Annotated in this window: 20 protein-coding genes; 12 read left to right on the plus strand and 8 right to left on the minus strand. The window is 54.7% G+C overall.

Features of this window, described 5'->3' with window-relative positions:
• The first annotated feature begins 173 nt into the window (after positions 1-173).
• Genes fliD through C7M51_RS17830 form a run of 3 tightly spaced genes read left to right on the plus strand, consistent with a single transcriptional unit; the run spans position 174 to position 2429 of the window.
• Positions 174-1634, plus strand: a complete 1461-nt coding sequence (fliD, locus tag C7M51_RS17820) for a flagellar filament capping protein FliD (protein ID WP_160622889.1) — start codon at positions 174-176, stop codon at positions 1632-1634.
• A 57-nt stretch (positions 1635-1691) separates the two neighbouring features.
• A complete protein-coding gene (gene fliS / locus C7M51_RS17825; protein WP_160622890.1) occupies positions 1692-2078 on the plus strand; it encodes a flagellar export chaperone FliS in 387 nt (128 codons plus the stop codon).
• 12 nt (positions 2079-2090) lie between these two features.
• Complete coding sequence (locus C7M51_RS17830) at positions 2091-2429, plus strand: flagellar protein FliT (protein WP_244323756.1); 339 nt, start codon at positions 2091-2093, stop codon at positions 2427-2429.
• 68 nt (positions 2430-2497) lie between these two features.
• Here the strand turns inward: C7M51_RS17830 and C7M51_RS17835 are convergent, their stop codons facing one another.
• The 8 genes from C7M51_RS17835 to fliE form a co-directional block, all read right to left on the minus strand.
• Positions 2498-2908, minus strand: a complete 411-nt coding sequence (locus C7M51_RS17835; RefSeq protein ID WP_244323757.1) for a flagellar protein FlhE — start codon at positions 2906-2908, stop codon at positions 2498-2500.
• Entirely contained in the window at positions 2905-5013 is a 2109-nt protein-coding gene (flhA, locus tag C7M51_RS17840) for a flagellar biosynthesis protein FlhA (RefSeq protein ID WP_160622891.1), read from the minus strand. The genes C7M51_RS17835 and flhA overlap by 4 nt, the downstream gene beginning before the upstream one ends.
• Before the next feature lie 5 nt (positions 5014-5018).
• The gene (gene flhB / locus C7M51_RS17845; RefSeq protein ID WP_160622892.1) at positions 5019-6158 is read right to left on the minus strand and encodes a flagellar biosynthesis protein FlhB; all 1140 of its coding nucleotides are present in this window, start codon (positions 6156-6158) and stop codon (positions 5019-5021) included.
• Between the two features lie 24 nt (positions 6159-6182).
• Positions 6183-6836, minus strand: a complete 654-nt coding sequence (cheZ, locus tag C7M51_RS17850; RefSeq protein WP_160622893.1) for a protein phosphatase CheZ — start codon at positions 6834-6836, stop codon at positions 6183-6185.
• The gene (gene cheY, locus C7M51_RS17855; protein WP_160622894.1) at positions 6830-7219 is read right to left on the minus strand and encodes a chemotaxis response regulator CheY; all 390 of its coding nucleotides are present in this window, start codon (positions 7217-7219) and stop codon (positions 6830-6832) included. The genes cheZ and cheY overlap by 7 nt, the downstream gene beginning before the upstream one ends.
• 58 nt (positions 7220-7277) lie before the next feature.
• Entirely contained in the window at positions 7278-8327 is a 1050-nt protein-coding gene (locus C7M51_RS17860; protein ID WP_160622895.1) for a protein-glutamate methylesterase/protein-glutamine glutaminase, read from the minus strand.
• On the minus strand, positions 8327-9172 hold the full coding sequence (locus C7M51_RS17865; RefSeq protein ID WP_244323759.1) for a CheR family methyltransferase: 846 nt from the start codon (positions 9170-9172) through the stop codon (positions 8327-8329). Before C7M51_RS17865 ends, C7M51_RS17860 begins: the two co-directional genes overlap by 1 nt.
• 200 nt (positions 9173-9372) lie before the next feature.
• A complete protein-coding gene (fliE, locus tag C7M51_RS17870; RefSeq protein WP_160622896.1) occupies positions 9373-9705 on the minus strand; it encodes a flagellar hook-basal body complex protein FliE in 333 nt (110 codons plus the stop codon).
• Positions 9706-9996: 291 nt separating this feature from the next.
• Between fliE and fliF the strand changes: the two genes are divergently transcribed.
• The 9 genes from fliF to fliN all read left to right on the plus strand — a co-directional run bounded on the left by fliF (position 9997) and on the right by fliN (position 18329).
• Positions 9997-11655 carry a flagellar basal-body MS-ring/collar protein FliF gene (gene fliF, locus C7M51_RS17875; protein WP_160622897.1) on the plus strand — a complete coding sequence of 553 codons (1659 nt, stop codon included), beginning with the start codon at positions 9997-9999 and terminating at the stop codon, positions 11653-11655.
• Positions 11652-12638: a flagellar motor switch protein FliG gene (gene fliG, locus C7M51_RS17880; protein WP_160622898.1), complete on the plus strand. Its 987-nt coding sequence runs from the start codon at positions 11652-11654 to the stop codon at positions 12636-12638. Before fliF ends, fliG begins: the two co-directional genes overlap by 4 nt.
• Positions 12631-13332: a flagellar assembly protein FliH gene (locus C7M51_RS17885; RefSeq protein WP_160622899.1), complete on the plus strand. Its 702-nt coding sequence runs from the start codon at positions 12631-12633 to the stop codon at positions 13330-13332. The genes fliG and C7M51_RS17885 overlap by 8 nt, the downstream gene beginning before the upstream one ends.
• Positions 13329-14699 (plus strand): flagellar protein export ATPase FliI, encoded by a 1371-nt coding sequence (gene fliI, locus C7M51_RS17890; RefSeq protein ID WP_160622900.1) that lies wholly within the window; start codon positions 13329-13331, stop codon positions 14697-14699. The genes C7M51_RS17885 and fliI overlap by 4 nt, the downstream gene beginning before the upstream one ends.
• Before the next feature lie 13 nt (positions 14700-14712).
• Complete coding sequence (gene fliJ, locus C7M51_RS17895; protein WP_160622901.1) at positions 14713-15162, plus strand: flagellar export protein FliJ; 450 nt, start codon at positions 14713-14715, stop codon at positions 15160-15162.
• Positions 15159-16268 (plus strand): flagellar hook-length control protein FliK, encoded by a 1110-nt coding sequence (locus C7M51_RS17900; protein WP_160622902.1) that lies wholly within the window; start codon positions 15159-15161, stop codon positions 16266-16268. Before fliJ ends, C7M51_RS17900 begins: the two co-directional genes overlap by 4 nt.
• A gap of 141 nt (positions 16269-16409) precedes the next feature.
• Positions 16410-16916 (plus strand): flagellar basal body-associated protein FliL, encoded by a 507-nt coding sequence (gene fliL, locus C7M51_RS17905; RefSeq protein ID WP_160622903.1) that lies wholly within the window; start codon positions 16410-16412, stop codon positions 16914-16916.
• A gap of 5 nt (positions 16917-16921) precedes the next feature.
• The gene (gene fliM / locus C7M51_RS17910; protein ID WP_160622904.1) at positions 16922-17935 is read left to right on the plus strand and encodes a flagellar motor switch protein FliM; all 1014 of its coding nucleotides are present in this window, start codon (positions 16922-16924) and stop codon (positions 17933-17935) included.
• On the plus strand, positions 17928-18329 hold the full coding sequence (gene fliN / locus C7M51_RS17915; protein WP_160622905.1) for a flagellar motor switch protein FliN: 402 nt from the start codon (positions 17928-17930) through the stop codon (positions 18327-18329). Before fliM ends, fliN begins: the two co-directional genes overlap by 8 nt.
• Positions 18330-18341: the final 12 nt, after the last annotated feature.

The raw sequence follows: 18341 nt of genomic DNA on the forward strand, positions 1-18341 counted from the left end.
AGTATATTCACTAAAAAATAATATACTGTTAACTAAAATAAGAAAATGCTGTAAAAATATCGCTAAAGGGGCATATTCAATCAATAGCTGGCGCGAAAAAGATTTATCTTCACGCGGTTTATACCGATAGCTAAAAGAGACCAGGCAAGAATAAATCCTCAAAGGAGAATAATATGGCAACCCTATCTTCCCTCGGCATCGGTTCTGGACTGGATACGGCGACGATGCTGGCGCAGATGAAAACGGCAGAGCAGACTCGTCTCAACCCCTACACCAACTTAAAAAGCAGCTACGAAAACAAAATTTCCGCCTGGGGAAAAATTTCCAGCGCGCTTTCCAGCCTGCAAACCACTATCAAAAAGCTCAGCGGGGAAGCCTTTAATACCCTTACCGTTAGCGACAACAAAGCTTTTCAGGCGACGGCAACCTCAGACGCGGACGCCGATTCCCACAGCGTTACCGTTTCGCAGCTGGCGACAGGCCATAAGCTAAAAACCGCGGGCCAGACCAGCAATGAAACACAGCTGGGTGAACAGGCTGGCGGCAGCCGCACCCTGACCATCACCCAGAAAAATGGCAAAGAGGTCAAGGTAACCCTGAAAGATGACGAAACCTCGCTTGAGCAGATCGCCAAAAAAATTAATAAAGAGGATGGCGACGTGCGTGCCTCGGTGCAGCGCACCGGTTCAGAATATGTACTGGTATTAAGTTCTCGTACCACCGGCACCGACGGTGAAATGTCAGTGAACGTAGAGGGTGATGACAAGCTGGCGAATATCCTCAATACCTCAAAAGGCGGCAAGTCCGATGAGAATGACACTACCAGCGGCGATAAGATGATCTCCATCGCGCAGGCGCAGGATGCCGAGCTGACGGTAGACGGCATTAAATACACCCGCTCCAGCAACAGCATCTCCGATATCATCACGGGCGTAACCTTAAACCTGAAAAGCGTGTCTGAAAACGGTGCCTCGGAACAGCTGACGCTCAATGTGGATAACACGGCGATCAAGTCTACCCTGCAGGATTTTGTCAAGCAATATAACGCGTTGCTGACGCAGACCTCAGCCGCCAGTAAATATGTGCCTAAAGATACTTCTGGTTTAACAGATGATCAGGTTGCGACGACCAGTTCAGAAAACGGCGCGCTGATGGGCGATGGCACGTTACGTAGCCTGGTGGGTGAACTGCGCTCGGCAATAAATGGCGTATATGGTGATAGCGGCGCGGATTATGATTCACTGGCTTCGCTCGGTATTAAAATCGACGCCGCCACCGGACAGATGACGCTGGATGAGAAAAAGCTGGATAAGGCGATTGAAGATAACCCGGAAGAAGTCGGGCGCATTTTCAAGGGACGCGGCGATAGCGAAGGCCTGGCTAGTGTACTGAGCGAGACCGTTACCAAGTATGTGGGTGATACGGAAAACAAGAAAGATGGTCTCATCAAGGGTATGACCGACAGCCTTGATGAACAGGTTAAGCTGGTTAAAGAGCAGATTGATAAAACGCAGAAGCTGATCGATGCGCAGGTCGAGCGCTACCGCGTGCAGTTCCAGAATCTGGACTCCACCATGTCGCAGCTTAATAACCTGAGCAATCAGCTAACCGCTGTCTTATCCACCATCGGTTAACCAATGGAGTTTGCGTAAGCAGGTTCTCTGCCTGCTTATTCTTTTACGGAGACGATAATGTACGCCAAACAGGGAATTCGCGCCTATGCCCAGGTCGATCTTCAAAGCCGCCTGGCAGGTGCGACGCCGCATCAGCTGATTACCATGCTTTTCGAAGGCGCGCACAGCGCTATCGTGCGGGCGCAGCTCTATTTTGAAAACGGCAATATCGCCCGCCGCGGCGAAATGATTTCTAAAGCCATTAACATCATCGATAACGGCCTGCGTTCCGCGCTGGATCATGAAAAAGGGCAGCAGATCGCCAGCGATCTGGAAGCGCTCTATAGCTACATGTCGCGCACGCTGTTGCAGGCGAATCTCAATAACGATCCCGCGCCGCTGGCGCACGTTGATGAAATCTTAATGAACATCGCCGAGACATGGAAAGAAATTGAACCTCGCTAATACGGGCAAGTTATGAGCAAACCGCTAAATAAAGATTACAACACGCTTTATGAGATGAACCAGGCCATGCTGGTCATGGCCAGACAGGGCCAGTGGGATGATTTCGTCACCCTGGCGCAGGATTACATTGTGAATTTAGGCGCGGTGCTGGAGCAGGTGCCGGAAACGCTCTCCGCCGATGAAAAAGCGCAGCTCGGCACGCTGCTGACCTCGCTGCAAAATAACGAAGCGGAAATAAGTCGGGCGCTGGAAGCGCGGCTGGACGTACTGAAAAAAGGCATCTCTTCGCTGCATAACGGTAAAAAATGCAGCCAGGCCTATACCTCGCAGATTATATCGCCGTTTCAGTAACGGCGATGGACCGTTCTGTCAGTTATCTCTTCTGTCCCGTTCGTTGACGCCGGTTTCCCGGTCAGTTTTCACCACTGATAATTGATTGTCACCTGACTACGCGTAACCTGAACGGGAGGCCTCAGTTGTCCGTAAGCCTCTACCGCGTAGATAAAGCGCAGCGTTTCACCGGGTAAAAAAGGCAGCGGCGCGGCCCGCTGTCCGGTAAGCCGATCCAGCTCAATACAGGCGCTGACGCTACATAGCTTAATTTGCAGGCCGTGTGGTGCCGGGGAAAGCAGACTAATGCGCCAGGCAATGTTGTTCAGGCTGGCATTTTTCGGCAGCGGCGAGGCCGGGCTGATGGCTGGCCCTGGGTAACTCTGCTTGCCGATGCTAAGCCGTGGTCCAGCGGCGCTGCCGCTCCAGGAGCCGTGCACCGCCAGTGCCGAAAGTGGCGCGATCGTTAGCAGCGCGGCGGCAATCAGATTCAGCTTCACCGCTGGCCTCCAATCACGTGGGTCATACGCACCGTGCGGCTATGGTTCAGCTCCAGGTTGGAGAGCACCGCCAGCTGCGGGAAGACGCGGCGCAGGAAGCGTGACAGCATCAGACGCAGCGGCTGGTTAACCAGCAGCACCGGCGGCGCATCAAGCGCCTCCTGCTGCTGAATGGCGCGTTCCGTTTGCGCAATCAGGTTCTCCGCAATACCCGGCTCGATGGCGCTCCCATTCTGAATGGCCTGGATCAGCAGCCGCTCCAGCTCCATATCAAGGCCGATAACCTGAATCTCAGGGCGGTTCTGGAACCACTGTTGCGTAATGGCACGTCCCAGGCGAATACGTACCTGCGCCGTCAGCTCATCGGCATCATTTTGCCCCGGTGCGAACTCCGCCAGCGTATCGACAATAGTGCGCATGTCGCGGATAGAGACGCGCTCCGCCAGCAGGTTTTGTAGCACCTTATGGAACAGGGTGAGCGAGATAACGGAAGGAATAAAATCCTCCACCAGCTTCGGCATCTCTTTAGCAATCTGATCCAGTAGCTGTTGTGTCTCCTGACGGCTGAACAGCTCGTCGGTATGCAGGCCGATCAGATGGTTGAGGTGCGTTGCCACAACCGAGCTGGGATCGACCACCGTATAACCCTGAATTGCCGCCTGGTCGCGTAATACTTCATCAATCCAGACCGCAGGCAGGCCAAAGGCGGGTTCCTGACAGGGCTGCCCATTGAGGCTTCCCTCGGCGCAGCCAGGATCGATCGCCATCCAGCGCTCCGGCTGAATTTCACCCCGACCGATTTCGACACCTTTAAGCAGGATGCGGTAGTCGCCGGGCGCCAGATCGAGGTTATCGCGAATATGCACCGGCGGCGGCAGGAAGCCCATATCCTGTGCGAATTTTTTACGGATGCCACGAATACGCGCCAGCAGCTGACCATCCTGCGCCGAATCCACCAGCGGGATCAGGCGATAGCCCACTTCCAGCCCCAGCACATCTTCCAGCTGTACGTCAGACCAGGAGGCTTCGGCCGCCTGCGCCGCCTCCGCTTTAGCTTTTGCCGCTTCACGGCTGGTACTGCCCGCCTGCGCCGCAGCCGCCGCAGGAGTGGGAAGTTCACGCCCGCGCAGCCACCAGGCGGCACCGAGCAGGGCGGCGGTGAACAGCAGGAACACCAGGTTCGGCATGCCCGGAATGATACCGAGCAGGCCGATTACCCCGGCGGAGAGCAGCATAACGCGCGGGTTATTCAGCAGCTGGGTGACCATCTGCTCGCCGATATCCTGCTCGTTCGAGACGCGGGTAACGATCACACCGGCGGCGGTGGAGATAATCAGCGCCGGGATTTGTGCTACCAGGCCATCGCCGATGGTCAGCAGCGTGTAGGCCTCGCCCGCCTGGGCAAACGACATGTCGTGCTGCATCATGCCGATCATCAGGCCGCCGATAATGTTGATTGCCATAATCAGCAGGCCCGCGATGGCGTCACCGCGTACGAACTTACTGGCACCGTCCATCGAGCCGTAGAAATCGGACTCCTGCGTTACTTCGGCGCGCCGTTTCTTGGCTTCCTCTTCGCCGATCAGCCCGGCATTGAGATCGGCATCGATTGCCATCTGTTTGCCCGGCATCCCGTCCAGCACGAAGCGTGCGCCCACTTCGGCGATACGTCCGGCACCTTTGGTGATAACCATAAAGTTAATGATGATCAGGATGGCGAACACCACGATACCGATAGCGAAGTTGCCGCCCACCAGAAAATGACCGAAAGCTTCAACCACCTGGCCCGCCGCGCTGGCACCGGTATGGCCTTCCAGCAGAATAATACGCGTCGAGGCGATGTTCAGCGCCAGGCGCAGTAGCGTCGAAAACAGCAGAACGGTAGGAAAAGCAGAGAACTCCAGCGTCTTCTGGGTAAACATCGCCACCATCAGTATCATCAGCGACAGGACGATATTAAAGGTGAACAGCAGATCCAGTAAAAATGCCGGCAGCGGCAGCACCATCATGGCCAGAATCAGCATGATCAGTACCGGTCCGGCCATGATTTGCCACTGCGTATCTTTCAAAGGCGGCAGACGAAGCTTGCTGGCGAAATTTGACATGACTCTTAACTCTTAGGTGTGAAATCCAGCGCGGCAGGCACTGAAAGATTAACGGGTTTTTTCGGGCGCAGGCCACCTGCGTGACGCCAGCGGCGCAGGCTGTAGACCCAGGCGAGTACTTCAGCCACCGCGCCATACAGCGCGGCGGGAATCGGTGCGTTCAGCTCGCAGTGGCGATAGAGCGCACGCGCCAGCGGCGGCGCTTCCAGCATGGGGATGCGGTGCTCCTCGGCCACAGCGCGGATACGCAGGGCGGTTTCGCCCGCGCCCTTCGCCAGCAGTATCGGCGCGGCCATTGAGCCTTCCTGATAACGCAGGGCGACGGAATAGTGCGTAGGGTTATTGATAATCACATCGGCGTTCGGCAGCTCCGCCATCATGCGGCGGGTAGCGGCGGCGCGCTGTAGCTGTTTAATGCGCCCCTTAACGTGCGGATCGCCCTCATGTTCTTTATGTTCATCGCGGATTTCCTGGCGGCTCATACGCAGCTTTTTCAGGTTGCTGAACAGCTGCCAGAACACGTCATATCCCACCATCGGGATCAGCGCCAGAATCACCATCAGCAGACAGCCCATAATCAGGCGGGCAAAGTTATTGAGTGCCTCATACAGCGGCTGCTCTATCAGGTGAATAAAATTCTGTCGGTGCAGATAGAGGTAAAGGCCACAGACGCAGCCTACCAGGGTAACTTTCAGGATCCCTTTCAGCAGTTCGGAAACAACCTGGGCTGAAAACATGCGCTTCAGGCCGGAGAGCGGCGACAGGCGTTTCAGATCCAGCTTGAGTGATTTACCGCCGAGGTGCAGGCCGCCGAGGAGCATTGGCGTGGTCAGTGCGGTCAGAAACAGGCCGGGCAGCAGCAGCAGTAGCGCCTGTAGCGCCGCATTGCTCAGATGACGCAGCTGCCAGAACAGCAGCGCGGTATCCCGCGCCAGCAGCGCATCGAAGGTGAGGCCATCATGCAGCAGATTGGTAAGATGCATAACCAGATCGTGTCCACCGGCCAGCATCAGCGACCAGCCGACCAGCAGCATCATCACTGAGGTCAGCTCTTTGGAACGGGGGATTTGCCCCTCTTTGCGCGCCTTCTCACGCCGGTAGGGCGTGGGGTCTTCGGTTTTTTCTACATCACTTTCTTCAGACATTGACGCTGATTCCTGAGGCTTTGATTAAAAGCCGAGGCTCTCCAGCAGATCATCAACCTGATCCTGAGAGGCGACCACACCCGCTTTGGTGTGATCCAGCTGCGGTCCGTTTTTCAGGCTTTCGGTCTCGCTGATTTCCGTTACCGGTTTTTCTGGCATATTGTCTACCAGTACCTGAATCAGGCCGCTTTCGATCTCGGCGATCAGATCCATCATCTTCTTGATCACCTGACCGGTCAGATCCTGGAAATCCTGTGCCATCATGATTTCCATCAGCTGCTGGTTGGTTTGCTGGGTCAACTCCGGCGTCTGCTTCAGGAACTGGCGCGTATCGTTAACCAGCTCGCGGGCGATGGGCAGTTCAACCGGATCGTCAAACCAGGCGTCCCAGCGTTCCGCCAGGCCTTTTGAGGTGGTATTAAGCTCATCCTGCAAGGGACGAGCCACTTCGACGCAGGTCAGCACACGGTCGGCGGCCTGCGAGGTTTTATCAACAACGTAGCTCAGGCGATCGCGCGCGTCCGGAATAGCTTCCGCCACATCCATAATGGCGCGATCGAGGCTCAGATTATTCAGGCTGACGCGCAGCTGGCGCGCCAGTTGACCAATCTGGGAAAAAATAACCTTCAGGTTATCGGCTGATGAAGTATTTGCATCTGCTTCCATGCGTTTTACCATCCTAGTTTTTCGAATATCTTATTCAGCTTCTCTTCCAGTGTGGCGGCGGTGAAAGGCTTAACGACATAACCGCTGGCGCCAGCCTGCGCCGCCGCGATGATATTTTCTTTCTTCGCTTCTGCTGTCACCATCAGCACCGGAATGGCGCTGAAGTTGGCATCTTTACGGATTTCATTCAGCAGTTGCAGACCATCCATATTCGGCATATTCCAGTCGCTGATAACAAAATCTACCGGCGCGGCCTTGAGCTTAGCCAGTGCATCGCTGCCGTCTTCTGCTTCTTCAACGTTGTTGTAGCCGAGATCTTTTAAAAGGTTGCGGACGATACGACGCATCGTTGCGAAATCATCTACTACCAGAAAACGTAAGTTTTTGTCTGCCATCTTATTATTCGTCCGTAATGAAAGTGAAATAACCGGATTAGGTCATGAATAAAAAGCGCTATATACGGCGCGCCTGTCCGACAACGTTATTCAGAATGCGCTGACACATCTGATCGAGATCGACAATTTCATCCACGCCGTCGAGCGCGACGGCTTCGCGCGGCATACCGTATACCACGCAGGTTTTTTCGCTTTGCGCTAGGGTACGGGCGCCCGCTTTGCGCATGGCCAGCAATCCTTCAGCACCGTCATGGCCCATGCCGGTCAAAATCGCGCCTACTGCATTACTGCCAGCGGATTTAGCAACCGAGTGGAACAGCAGATCGACCGACGGGCAGTGTCGGTTAACCGGCGGTAAATCCTGTAGCTGTGCATGATAGTTGGCACCGCTGCGCGCCAGCTCAAGATGGCGTCCGCCCGGTGCGATATAGGCATGGCCCGGCAGTACACGATCGCCGTCTTCCGCCTCTTTCACGTTAATGCGGCAGATCTTATTCAGGCGATCGGCGAAAGAACGGGTAAAGCCAGCGGGCATATGCTGGGTAATCACGATGCCCGGACAGTTCAGCGGCATGGCGGTTAAGACCTGTCGCAGCGCCTCCGTTCCGCCGGTTGAGGCACCGATAGCGATAATTTTTTCACTGCCGACCAGCGGAGCACTTGCTATACGTGCAACCGGCGCGGTCGTTGAATGTTGTGGAAAGTGGCGAACCCGTGCAGCCATGCGAATTTTGTCCGCGATCAGCTCGCTGTATTGCAGCATTCCGTCGCGCAGGCCCATCTCCGGCTTGGTAACGAAATCTATAGCTCCCAGCTCCAGCGCGTTAAGGGTAATTTCTGAGCCTTTCTGCGTCAGGGAAGAAACCATAATCACCGGCATCGGGCGCAGGCGCATCAGGCGTTCAAGAAAATCGAGGCCGTCCATGCGTGGCATTTCAACGTCCAGCGTCAGGACATCGGGTGAATAGCGCTTGATCAGATCGCGGGCGATCAGCGGATCGGGTGCCGTCGCCACCATTTCCATATCCGGCTGCTGGTTGACAATATTGCTCATGATGCTGCGGATCAACGCAGAATCATCAACGCAAAGTACCCTGATTTTATTCATTATCTCTCCTGGGTCAGGCAGTAAACTGACTGACCTCGCAGGCGAAATGGCCCGTTCATGTTGCTAAAATTTTCGGAGTGGCCGACAAATAACAGGCCACCCGGCTTCAGCATTTTCGCAAAGCGCCGCAGGAGCTGATGCTGCGTATTTTGATCGAAATAAATCATGACGTTGCGGCAAAAAATAGCGTCAAAGGGTGCCGGAACGCGCCACTCAGGCGACAGCAGATTCAGCTGTTGATACTGAATCGACGACAATAGCTCCGGTTTCACTTTGACCTGTTCCCGCTGCGTGCCGGTGCCACGTAAAAACCAGGCGCGCTTTTGTTCCGGCGTTAACGCCTGAATATCACTGTGCCGGTAAATCCCTCTGGCGGCTTTTGCCAGCACTTCGGTATCAATATCGGTTGCCAGCACGCGCGGTCCGACCATGCTCTGTCCCAGCGCCTCGTTCAGCGTTATGGCAATCGAGCAGGCTTCCTCGCCGGTCGAGGCGGCAGTACACCAGACGGTGTAATTATTCTGTCTGGCACGGCTGCGGGCGTGATCCGCCAGCACCGGGAAGTGATAGGCTTCCCGAAAAAACGACGTTAAATTTGTGGTCAACGCGTTAATAAAGTTTTGCCATTCGTCGCTGGCAGGATCGGATTCCAGCAAATTCAAATAAGCGGTAAAGCTGCGTAGCCCCAACTGGCGTAGACGACGCGCCAGGCGGTTATAAACCATGTCATGTTTTTGTTGATTCAGCACGATACCCGCCCGGTGGTAAATCAGCGTGCTGATCTTTTGCAACTCCGCTTCTGTCAGAACAAATCCCGGCGGCGTATTAACGTTTGTACTGTTCAAATTATGGGTTTCACTTGTTGCGTTTCGCCGATTTACGTCGAAGCGCCAGCTTCTGAGCTAAGACACTGATTCAGCCAGGCCGATTTCAACCTAAGACAGAACAGGCGCACGACGGCACATAGCAATATGGGCAGGCTAACGTCACATCAGGGAATAAAGGTTATCTCCGGCAAAATAACAGCGACGCCAGCGATTAACTGTCAGACGGACATACTCATAATTTCCTGATACGCGCTCACTAATTTATTACGTACCTGGATGCCCAGATTTAATGCAACGGAGGATTTTTGCATCGCGACCATAACGTCATTAAGTCCAACCCCTGGGGCACCGGTGAAATAACTTTCAGCCTGGCTTCTGGCGCTGCTTTGTAATTGGTTAATATTGTTAAGACTGTTAATTAAAAGGTCGGAAAAGGAGACGGATTTGTCGCTTTTTTGCGTATCACGCAGTGAGAGTTGATTGCCCGTTTCTGCAATTTTACGCGCCTGAAACTGAATTTGATCCAGGACATTCGTGGATTGAATCGACATGACATTCCCTTATGAAATAACCCCGGATGACGTACTTGCCATACCAGAAGTTTTCCTTTTATTAACGTTTAATTAATGGCGAGGATACCATGATTTGAGTTATGGCAAATAATTCAAATAGCCAACAGAAGCACTCCTTTATTCAGGATTAATATTTTTCCTAAATGGCGGATAATGTTTAGAAGGCGCAGTGCCGGTAAAAGGCAACGCGCCTATTTTACTGGAGTTGGCGTGCTGATTAACGGCTCACGGTGCATGATTGCATCATCTATTTTCAGGCAGGATGACCGCATGGATGCCAACAATAAGAGTAATAAAATTAACGCTTCTTCTAATTTGATGTCTGCTTTGGAACGCATTCGCGCGAATCCACGGTTCTTATTCGTTATTTTGGCTGCGGCCGCCATTTCAATTGTTATTGCGTTATTCTTCTGGGCCAAGTCACCAGATTACCGCACCCTTTACAGCAATATCAGCGATGAAGACGGCGGCGCGATTGTCGCGCAGCTGGCACAGATGAATGTGCCTTACCGTTTCCAGGAGCACGGCGGCGCGATCATGGTGCCAGCCGATCGCGTCTATGAGGCGCGTTTAAAGCTGGCTCAGCAGGGCCTGCCCAGAGGGGGACAGGTAGGTTTTGAGCTGCTCGATCAGGAAAAGTTCGGTCTCAGCCAGTTTAATGAACAAATCAATTACCAGCGCGCCCTTGAAGGCGAGCTGGCGCGTACTATTGAAAAGCTGGGGCCGGTGCGTCAGGCACGCGTGCATCTGGCCATGCCGAAACAGACGCTGTTCGTGCGCGAGCAGAAATCCCCTTCAGCTTCCGTCACGCTTAATCTGAACGCGGGCCGTTCGCTGGACGCGGGCCAGGTTAATGCCATTAGCTGGCTGATTTCCAGTGCCGTGCCTGGCCTGAACGCCGATCATGTAACGCTGGTCGATCAAAATGGCAACCTGCTGACTCAGCGTGGCGACCAGGCGATACAAACTACCCAGCGCAAATATATCAACGATATTGAGGCGGATTACCGGCGTCGTATTCAGGCCATTCTGGCACCGGTGGTAGGCGCAGCCAATGTTAAAACCCAGGTTACGGCGCAGGTCGATTTTACTACCCATGAACAGACGGCAGAACAGTACCAGCCAAACGGTACGCCGGAGACCATGGCGATCCGTAGTCGTCACGCCAGCAGCAGCGAACAGGGTAATAAATCCGGGCCGGGCGGCGTGCCGGGTGCACTAAGCAATCAGCCTCCGACACCGACTTCCGCGCCGATTACGCAGGCTCCGGCAACCAACGCACAGGCGGGCACGAACGGCACGGTGACCACCGTTCCCTATAACCGTCAAAACGACGAAACCACCAACTATGAGCTGAACCGCACGCTTACCCATACCAAACGTAGCGCGGGAACCATTGAGCGTCTCTCTGTCGCCGTGGTGGTTAACTATCAGCTGGATGATGAAGGCAAGCCGGTTGCGCTCAACGAAGAGCAAATGGCGAAAATTCAGTCGCTGGTGAAAGAGGCGATGGGCTTCTCCAGCGCACGCGGCGATACGCTGAACGTGGTTAACGCACAATTTAATGATGCGCCAGCCGAACCGGAAATTCCGTTCTGGCAGCGTCCTGAATTTATTTCGCTGCTGATGACGGCGGGCCGCTACCTGCTGGTTGCGCTGGTTGCGCTGTTCCTCTGGCGTAAGATGCTGCAACCGTTCTGGATCAGACATCAGCAGCTGGCATTGCAGCGGCTGGAGCTGGAGAAAGAGGCGCGTGAAGCTGAATTCAAAGCACAGATGCGTAAAGCGGAGATGCGCGAGCAGGCGAAAGCGCAGCAGCGTATCGAAACCGAGGTCAATATCCAGCAGCTGCGCAGCACGGCTGAGCAGGATCCGCAGGTTATTGCCCTCGTTATCCGTCAGTGGATGAATAAGGAGCAGCCTTCATGAACGCATATGAAAAAAGCGCGGTGATCATGCTCACGCTGGGCGAAGAGCGGGCCGCTGAAGTCTTTCGTCATCTGAGCACCCATGAAGTGACGATGATCAGTAGCACTATGGTCAGCATGAGCGGCTTTACTCATGAGCAGCTGAGCGAGGCGCTGAAAGAGTTCCAGCGTGACGCCAGCGAATTTGCCGCTCTGAGCATCAATACCAACGATTACCTGCGCAACGTACTGGTGCAGGCTCTGGGTGAAGAGCGTGCTTCCAGCCTGTTGGAAGATCTGCTGGATACCCAGGGCAACAGCAACGGCATCGAAACCCTGAACTTTATGGAGCCACAGGCGGTATTTGAACTGATCCATGAAGAGCATCCGCAGATTATCGCCACCATCCTGGTGCATCTGAAACGTGCTCAGGCGGCTGACGTATTAACCCGTTTCGACGAGCGCGAGCGTAACGACATTATGCTGCGTATCGCTACCTTCGGCGGCGTACAGCCTGCGGCGTTGCAGGAACTGACGGAAGTGCTGAACAACCTGCTGCATGGTCAGAACCTCAAGCGCAGCAAAATGGGCGGTGTGCGTCCTGCCGCCGAGATTCTCAACCTGATGAAATCGCAGCAGGAAGAAGCGGCAATCGAAGCGGTGCGCGAGTTCGACCAGGAACTGGCGCAGAAAATCATCGACGAAATGTTCCTGTTCGAAAATCTGCTCGATATCGAAGACCGCAGCATTCAGCGCATCCTGCAAGATGTGGATAACGAAACGCTGATTGTCGCGCTGAAAGGTGCCGAACAGCCGCTGCGCGACAAGTTCTTCCGCAATATGTCGAAACGTCAGGCGGATATCATGCGCGAGGATCTCAACGTGCGCGGTCCGGTACGTATGTCGCAGGTGGAAGCGGAACAGAAAACCATCCTGCAGATTGTGCGTCGCTTAGCCGAGAGCGGCGAGATCAATATCGGTGGCAGCGAGGATGTTTATGTCTGATTCACAGTCAGCGTCCGCATGGCGGAGCTGGCAGCCGGAAGATCTCTGTGCGCAGGACGATCTTCCTGACGCCTTTCTGCTGACAGAAGGCGAGCCGACAGCAGAGCAGCAACAGGCGGAATTACAACGGCTACGCCAGCAGGCGGAGCAGCGCGGTCTGGCGCAGGGCCAGGCGCAAGGGCTGGAAGAGGGCCGTAAGCAGGGCTACGAAGAAGGCTATCAGCAAGGGCTGCAAGCGGGTCTGGAACAGGGCCTGGCAGAGGCTCGCGCGCAGCAGGAAAAGCTGACCGCGCAGTTTGCCACGCTGCTGACATCATTCCAGACTTCGTTGAACAATCTGGAAAAAGTGATCCCCTCACGCCTGGTTCAGCTGGCGCTGATGGCGGCCCGTGCCGCGGTCGGTAAAAGCCTGGCGTGCGACAGCAGCCTGCTGCTGGAAAAAATTCAGTCGCTGATGCAGGAAGAGCCGATGTTTCAGGCACCCGCTCAGCTATGGGTCAGTGCGGAAGAGTTTCCGCTGATACAGGCACAGCTAAACGAGGTGCTGTCACAGCAGGGCTGGGAGCTGCACGCCGACGAGACGATGCTGCCCGGCGGCTGCCGTATCACCTCCGCCGAGGGTGAGCTGGACGCGACCGTAAACGGTAGCTGGCAGTCGCTATGCCAGATCTGTCGTGAGGATTATGTGGCATGAGCCAGCGGCTTGAGCAGTGGCTACAGGCGATCGATGAGAAAGAGCAGCGCATCGCCCAGATCGCTGGCTCGCGCCGCTATGGTCGCTTAACCCGGGCAACCGGTCTGGTGATGGAAGCGGTTGGGCTGGCATTGCCTATCGGCACGCTGTGTCGGGTTGAGCGCGACAGCGCCCACGGCGGTGACTGCGTGGAAAGTGAAGTGGTGGGCTTTAACGGCCAGGTCCTTTACCTGATGCCGCTGGAAAATATGGAAGGCATCCTGCCCGGCGCGCGCGTTTGTGCCCCGGAACCGGGCAGCGCGAAAGGCAAACTGCTGCCGCTTGGCCGGGAGTTGCTGGGGCGCGTGCTTGATGCACGAGCTCGTCCGCTGGATGGCCTGCCTGCACCGGCTACCCATCAGCGTGGCGCGCTGTTTTCCACGCCGTTTAACCCGTTGCTGCGCGATCCGATTAAATCAGTGCTGGATGTTGGCGTACGCGCTATTAACAGCCTGCTGACGGTGGGACGCGGTCAGCGTATGGGCCTGTTTGCGGGTTCCGGCGTCGGCAAATCAGTGCTGCTGGGCATGATGGCGCGTTATACCAAGGCGGATGTGATCGTTGTCGGCCTGATTGGTGAACGTGGCCGCGAAGTTAAAGACTTTATTGAAAATATCCTCGGCAAAGAGGGATTAAGCCGCGCGGTGGTGATTGCCGCGCCCGCTGACGTTTCACCGATTCTGCGTATGCAGGGTGCCGACTACGCTACCCGTATCGCAGAAGATTTCCGTGACCAGGGGCTGAACGTGCTGCTGATTATGGATTCGCTGACCCGTTATGCGATGGCGCAGCGTGAAATCGCGCTGGCGATTGGCGAACCGCCCGCGACCAAAGGCTATCCGCCATCCGTCTTCGCCAGGCTACCGGCGTTGGTGGAACGCGCCGGTAACGGCATTCAGGGCGGCGGCTCGATTACCGCCTTCTATACCGTACTGACCGAAGGCGACGATCAGCAGGATCCCATTGCTGATTCAGCGCGAGCGATTCTTGATGGACACGTGGTGCTGTCACGACGGCTGGCGGAGGCGGGGCACTATCCTGCAATTGATATTGAAGCCTCTATCAGCCGTGCCATGACGGAGCTGATTGCGCCTGCGCACTATAAAAAAGTGCAGCGCTTTAAACAGCTGCTTTCCGCATGGCAGCGCAACCGCGATTTAGTTAGCGTCGGCGCTTATGCCGCCGGCAGCGATCCCTTGCTGGATAAGGCCATCGCGCTTTATCCACAAATGGAAAGCCTTCTGCAACAGGGAATTTATGACTGTAGTGATTACGAAGCCTCATGTGCTGCGCTTTTCACGCTGTTTCCTGACTTACCTGACCAATAATGGACTATAGCGAATGGCAAAAAGTTCTCCGATGCATGTTCTGCGCAATCTGGCGGAACAGACCCTGAACGACACCACGCAAGAGTTGGGCAAAATGCGTCAGCTCCATGCGAATGCTGCGGCCCAGCTTGAGCAGTTGACTCGCTATGAGCAGGAATACAGCCGCCAGCTACAGACTGCGATGTCCGATACCGGGATGCCGGTAGTTAATCTGCTGAGCCATCAGTTCTTTATCTCTTCGCTCAGCCGGGTTGCTAAACAGCATGCCAGCCACGTTGAGGATTGTCAGAAATCAGTCGATCGGGCGCTCGATAGCTGGAAAAAAGATAAACAGCGGCTGAATGCGTTTGAAACCTTAATCAGCCGTGCCGATGCGGTTTTGCAACTCAAAGAGAGCCGTCAGGAGCAAAAGATGATGGATGAATTCGCGCAGCGCGCAAGCTTAAGGAGCGCAGGCTTATGATGGTAAATGTGGTCGCCGCATTGACGGGCGCATCTTACGATAATACCGGCAACGCGCCGACAGAAGCCGGAGAAAACGGTGATTTCGCTTCTGCTCTGGGAATGCAGCTGGCGCTGCTACCGCTTGCGGTAGGTGGGCAGTTACCGACTGGCGAAGCCCTGCCTGAAGGGGAAGTCCCAGTTGAGCTTGACGTGGCGGATGAAAACAAGCCGGATGAGGCCAATGATGAGCAGTGGCTGATCGCACCGCCTGTAATGACGCCAGCAACGCTGATTGAAACCGCGATCGCGCCCGCGCTGCCGTTAACAACGGCGCAGGTTACTACCGCACCGGAAACGGCCGATCTTGCCACCGAACCGCATAAAAGCGCCGTAACAGATATGCTGCGCATGATCGCCAGCCCGCAGTCTGCCGTCGCGACGGAGCCAACCGTGACGCCGCAGACGCAGGCCGCAACGCAAAACGTGGTTCAGCAGCAGTCGGCTGGCGCTTTTATTGTACCGGACCAGCCTGAGCAAGAGCAGGTAGCAACCGACATACGTGAGCCTGTTACCCTTGATAACGCGCCGACCGCAGAACATCGTCCGGTCACCATGCCGTTTACCACATCGACTTCCACGATCTCACAGCCATCCAGCCCCGCCACGCCTGTGACGCCGTCAACGGTACATGCAACGCTGGAAGAAAAAGTGGGGTCGCCCGCCTGGCAGCAGGCGCTGGGCCATCAGCTCAGCAGCTTTACCCGCAACGGCGTACACCATGCCGAGCTGCGCCTGCATCCGGAAGAGCTGGGGCCGTTACAGATCAATCTTCGTCTGAGCCATGACCAGGCGCAGCTGCATTTCATGACCGAGCATCATCAGGTGCGTGCCGCGCTGGAAGCTGCCATGCCGCATCTGCGTGCTTCACTGGCTGAATCAGGCATTCAGCTCGATCAGGGCAGCGTAGGTAGTGAAGCGCCAGCGTGGGGATCGCCGGAATCGGGTTTCGGTCAATCGTCACAGTCGCAGCGGGATCGGGAAACTGCAATGACCGCAGAAGCGGAAGAGGAAACATCAACGCGACTAATACATAGTCAGGCCTCCGGCATCAGTATTTTTGCCTGAACACCTTAAACGATAATAACGCCATCAGTAATTTCTGCTTTTTGGCGAATTGTCACCAGGCCCGCGTGTAATAGAATTCGCTATTCAATTAAACCTTATTAATTGAACACCAGGTGGTTTACAACAGGAATTGTTAATTAGATGTCAAATAAAAAAAAGAAGGTGCCAGGGAAGGGTAAATTACGCACGCTATTTATTTTTATCATTTTGTTAATCGCTATTTTTGCCTGCGGTATCGCGGCATATTCGCTTTATGAAATGAAAAATATGCAGACGCGCTTACTGTCGTCCGGTAGCGCGCCTGAAGCTACAGAACCCGTTGAGCCGGTGATGCCGGTTTATGTACCGTTAGATACTTTTACCGTTAGTTTAAAACCCAACGAAGAAGAATACGATCGTGTACTTTATATCGGACTGACGCTGCGCGTCAGTAAAGATGAAGATAAAGCGCTGATCGAAAAGTTTTTACCCGAAGTACGCAGCCGCCTGCTGATTTTATTTACCGGGCGCAGCGCGGAAGAGTTATCGCATCAGGAAGGTAAGGCGCAGCTCGTCCAGGATATTAAACAGGCACTGGAGAAACCGCTTGATGCCAAACAGGGCGTGCAGGTCACAGATGTTTTATTTAACGCCTTTATTTTACGGTAATCTTTATGTCTGACAGCATCTTATCGCAGGCGGAAATTGATCGCCTGCTGAATGGTGGTAGTAACAGCGACGCTGAGCATGTCGTGGAAAGTCTCAGCGGTGATGAGTCGATTAAGCCGTACGATCCGAATACTCAGCGCCGCGTGGTGCGTGAGCGCCTGCATTCCCTTGAGATTATCAACGAACGCTTTGCGCGCCAGTTCCGCATCGGGTTGTTTAATCTGCTGCGTCGTAGCCCGGATATTACCGCCGGAAATATCAAGATTCAGCCCTACCACGAATTTGCCCGTAATCTGCCGGTACCTACCAACCTGAATCTGGTGCATATGAACCCGCTACGCGGGACGGCGCTGTTCGTCTTCTCGCCCAGCCTGGTATTTATGGCGGTGGATAACCTGTTCGGCGGCGATGGACGCTTTCCTACCAAAGTAGAAGGGCGCGAATTTACGCCAACGGAACAGCGCATTATTAAACGTATGCTGTCGATGGCGCTGGAGGCGTATGACTACGCCTGGAGCTCCATTTTTACCCTGAAAACTGAATACGTGCGTGCCGAGATACAGGTGAAATTCACCAACATTACCTCGTCGCCAAACGATATCGTGGTGACAACGCCGTTTTATGTGGAAATCGGTTCGCAAAGCGGCGAATTCGATATCTGCATTCCCTTCAGCATTATCGAACCATTACGCGAGTTACTAACTAACCCGCCGCTGGAAAACTCCCGCCAGGAGGACGATCAGTGGCGCACGGTACTGGCAACGCAGGTAAAAGATACCGAAGTGGAACTGATTGCCAATTTCACCGAGGTGCAGACGCGGCTGTCAAAAATTCTGGAGCTGCAAACCGGTGATGTTATTCCGCTGGATAAGCCGGAATATGTTGAAGCCTGCGTGGATGGTTATCCGGTGCTGACGGGGAAATATGGCAGCGTTAATGGTCAGTATGCCCTCAAGGTTGAGCAATTACTAAATCCGACTTTACCGTCATTAAATAAGGAGCAGAGTCCCCATGAGTGACGCCAAACTACCGTCTGGTGCTGACGAATCAGTGGATAGCCTCTGGGGCGAAGCATTGGCGGAACAGATGACGGCAGAAAGCCAGCCTGCTGCGCCGATGATGCCGAAAGATGCGCCGGTGGCTGCGTTCAGCGAAGATCTCAAGCTTATCCTGGATATTCCAGTAAAGATGACCGTTGAGCTGGGACGCACCAAAATGACCATTAAAGAACTACTGCGTCTCAGCCAGGGCTCAGTGGTCACGCTGGATGGTCTGGCCGGTGAACCACTCGATATCCTGATCAACGGTTACTTAATCGCCCAGGGCGAAGTGGTTGTGGTATCCGATAAATTCGGTATTCGTATTACCGATATTATTACTCCTTCTGAACGTATGCAGCGCTTAAGCCGCTGATGCCGCGCAACA

Source organism: Mixta intestinalis (assembly GCF_009914055.1).
Classification (GTDB): domain Bacteria; phylum Pseudomonadota; class Gammaproteobacteria; order Enterobacterales; family Enterobacteriaceae; genus Mixta; species Mixta intestinalis.